We start from the raw sequence: 3,122 nt of genomic DNA, 5'->3' as shown, positions 1-3,122 counted from the left end.
TACTATCATCTCCGTTTCTGACCGCCATCGAAGAGAAGGACCAACACGGCATCGCGAGAATCGGCGCGGCCTTCCACCCGAGCGGCTTACTGGCACGGCGCTTGCTTTCCGAACCGATGTCGGGCCCGTCTGACAAAGACAACGATTAGCCGGAACAGGCGAAAGGGCCCGACGACGGAGATGGATATTGATAGGAAACAAACAAAGGAAACCAATACATGAATAAATTACGGTTCTCGATCCCCTTCATCTGTCTCGCTGCTTTCCTGGCGTCGGGTTGTACGGCGACGAAGAATACCGGCATTGCCGTAGGAGCGGGCGCCAAGGAAGCCACTCAGCAGGTGGGTGATGCGGCCACGGATGCGAGCATCACCGCGGCGATCAAGATGAGGATGGCCGACGATCCGGTGGTGTCTGCGATGAAAATCAACGTGGATACCACCGACGGGAAGGTCACACTGAGCGGGACGGTTCGGAATGCGGCGGAAGAAGACCAGGCTGTGAGCCTGGCGAGGTCGGTGGATGGCGTCAAGAGCGTCGATTCCAAGCTCGTGGTGCGGCGGTAGTCTTCTTCGCGATGAGCGGCGAGGTTCGCTGCATGCCCTAGTGGCAGATGGCGTCGAGGACGCAGCAATCGGAAGGAGGCTGTCATGACGCGTGCTGCTAGAGGGTCGCGTTTTCACCTGTTCCTCGTCAAACCGTCGAAGTACGACGACGAGGGCTACGTCGTACGCCACTGGCGCGGCGTGCTCCCGAGCAACACCCTTGCTTGCCTCCACGGCCTCACCGAGGATGTGCGCCAGAGGGGGTTCCTCGAGCACGTCGACTTCACGGTGCATCTCATCGATGAAGCGGTTCAAAAGGTCCCGGTGCGAAGAATTATCCGGCTGAACCAGAGATCCGGAGACCGGGTCGTTGTCTCACTGGTGGGAGTTCAGACGAACCAGTTCTGTCGTGCGACGGACATCGCTTTAGCGCTGCGACGCGAAGGAGTACCCGTTCTCATCGGCGGCTTCCACGTGAGCGGCACCCTATCGCTGTTCTCCACGGTGTCGCCCGAGATCCAGGAGCTCCTCGACGTCGGCGTGAGCGTCGTCGCTGGCGAGGTCGAAGATCGATGGGCCGACCTGCTTCGCGACGCCTGGGGGGATCGCCTGAAGCCCATTTACCGGTTCGTCAATGATCTTCCGGATCTCGCCAATGCCCCGCGCCCGCTCATCCACAAGCGCTACCTGAGCAAGTTCGTCTCGTCCAACTTCGGCACCATCGATTGCAGCCGTGGCTGTCCTTTCAACTGCTCTTTCTGCACCATCATCAACGTGCAGGGGCGCACGAGTCGAAACCGATCGCCGGCCTGTGTGGCGGAAACGATCCGCCTGAACTATCGGCAGTCGGGGGTCGACTTCTACTTCTTCACGGACGACGACTTTGCCCGCAATCCGGCCTGGGAGGGAGTCTTCGATGAGCTCATCGCGCTGCGCGCCGAAGGCATTCCGATCAAGTTCATGATTCAAGTGGACGTCCTCTCGTACAAGATCCCGCGCTTCGTAGAGAAGGCCGCCCGGGCCGGTTGCCGCAACGTCTTCATCGGAATGGAGAGCATCAACTCCAAGAACCTCAAGGCCGCCGGCAAGACGCAGAACCATGTGGACGACTACAAGAACCTGATCCGGGCTTGGCACGATCGACGCGTTAGCACGCACGTTGGATACATCATCGGCTTTCCCCACGACACCGAGGAGAGCGTGCGCGGAGACGTCGAACGGCTGATGAAGGACGTGCAACCCCACCGCGCGTCGTTTTTCATGCTGACCCCTCTTCCCGGCTCGCGCGACCACAAAGAGATGGTGGAAGCGGACGCCCCCATGAGCACCGACTTCAACGTGTTCGACTCCTTCCATGAAGCCATGCCCCACCCAAACCTCACGGACGGTGCATGGACACGCGCCTACCTCGACGCCTGGCGGAGCTTCTATAGCTTCGACAACATGAAGGCGGTGCTCTCTCGCGCCCACCCCGACAACTATTGGGACATCTTTCTGAATTTCCTCTGGTACAAGAACTCGGCGCTCAACGAGGGTGCGCACCCGATGATCACCGGATTCTTCCCGCTGAAGGACCGAAAAAGCAGGAGAACGACGTTCCCGCTGGAAGGTCGGTTGGCGCATGCGCGTCGGCGTTTATACGAGATTCATCGATACCTTCGCGACGCTTTGCGCTTGATGCTCGAAATGGAGGAGCTATGGCTCCAAACTCGCAAGCGCGGTGAGACCGAACGTCGCGTTCTCGCGGAGCTCTCCCGCATGAGGAAAGAGCTCCGGCGCAACCTCCGGCTCCGGGAGCTTCAACAGGCTTACGCGCGGGCCAGGTCGCACTTGCCGTCGGTGGAAATTCCCTCGCGCCTCAGGCTGATGCTCGAGGGTACCGCTTCCCTTCATGCGAGCACGCTCTCGGGAAGCCGCAGGGAGCTCGCCCAGTTTTGGATCGACATCCGGCGTCGGTTGCGCGAGGGGCGCATCGATGCTCTCTTGCGTGTGGACCGCATCGTGTTGAACGGGCTTCGCGAAGGTCTCCTGGCGGCGGAGTTCTTTTCAGCCCTCGTCACTCGGGAACCTCCAAATCTGTCCCGTCAGGCGCGTGGGTAGAGTTTGAGCTCGAGGTCGACCAACTCCACTAGAGACGCCCTTGGTCGAGCCGGATTCGCAAATAAACCAGCCACGTCTTCAGTTTCGTACCGTGCTTCCACCTCTGGGGCGGCGAATGGCCGCACTTTGTAGAAAGGGGACTTCCCCGGTCTTCTCGTGCGCACCCCACCCGGTTTGCCTCTGACGTTTAAGCCTCGCCGCCGCATCAACGTAGGAGAAAACAGGACGTTTCCGAAGGGATGGGCTCGGCTCTTGCAGTAGCAATCAATCGGCGGCTTCGACAACCGAGTTGAATATCGACGAGGGGTTGGCGCACGCCAGGAGGAAATCATGGATTTAGCATCGACAAATCTATTCATTACGCTCATCATCGGGGGCATCGTCGGCTGGCTGGCGAGCATCGTGATGAAGGCCAACGGCCAGATGGGAATCCTGTCCAACGTCATCGTCGGCATTTTCGGATCGTTTCTCGGCGTC

At 59.8% G+C, this 3,122-nt stretch carries 2 protein-coding genes; both read left to right on the top strand.

Annotated elements, in window-relative coordinates:
* Positions 1 to 218 precede the first annotated feature (218 nt).
* A complete protein-coding gene (locus VEK15_25665) occupies positions 219 to 566 on the top strand; it encodes a BON domain-containing protein (protein ID HXV64113.1) in 348 nt (115 codons plus the stop codon).
* An 84-nt stretch (positions 567 to 650) separates the two neighbouring features.
* Complete coding sequence (locus VEK15_25660) at positions 651 to 2,645, top strand: radical SAM protein (GenBank protein HXV64112.1); 1,995 nt, start codon at positions 651 to 653, stop codon at positions 2,643 to 2,645.
* Positions 2,646 to 3,122: the final 477 nt, after the last annotated feature.

The organism is Vicinamibacteria bacterium (assembly GCA_035620555.1).
Classification (GTDB): domain Bacteria; phylum Acidobacteriota; class Vicinamibacteria; order Marinacidobacterales; family SMYC01; genus DASPGQ01.
The sequence above is the reverse complement of the archived record's forward strand: the minus strand, read 5'-3'. Positions and strand labels throughout refer to the sequence as shown.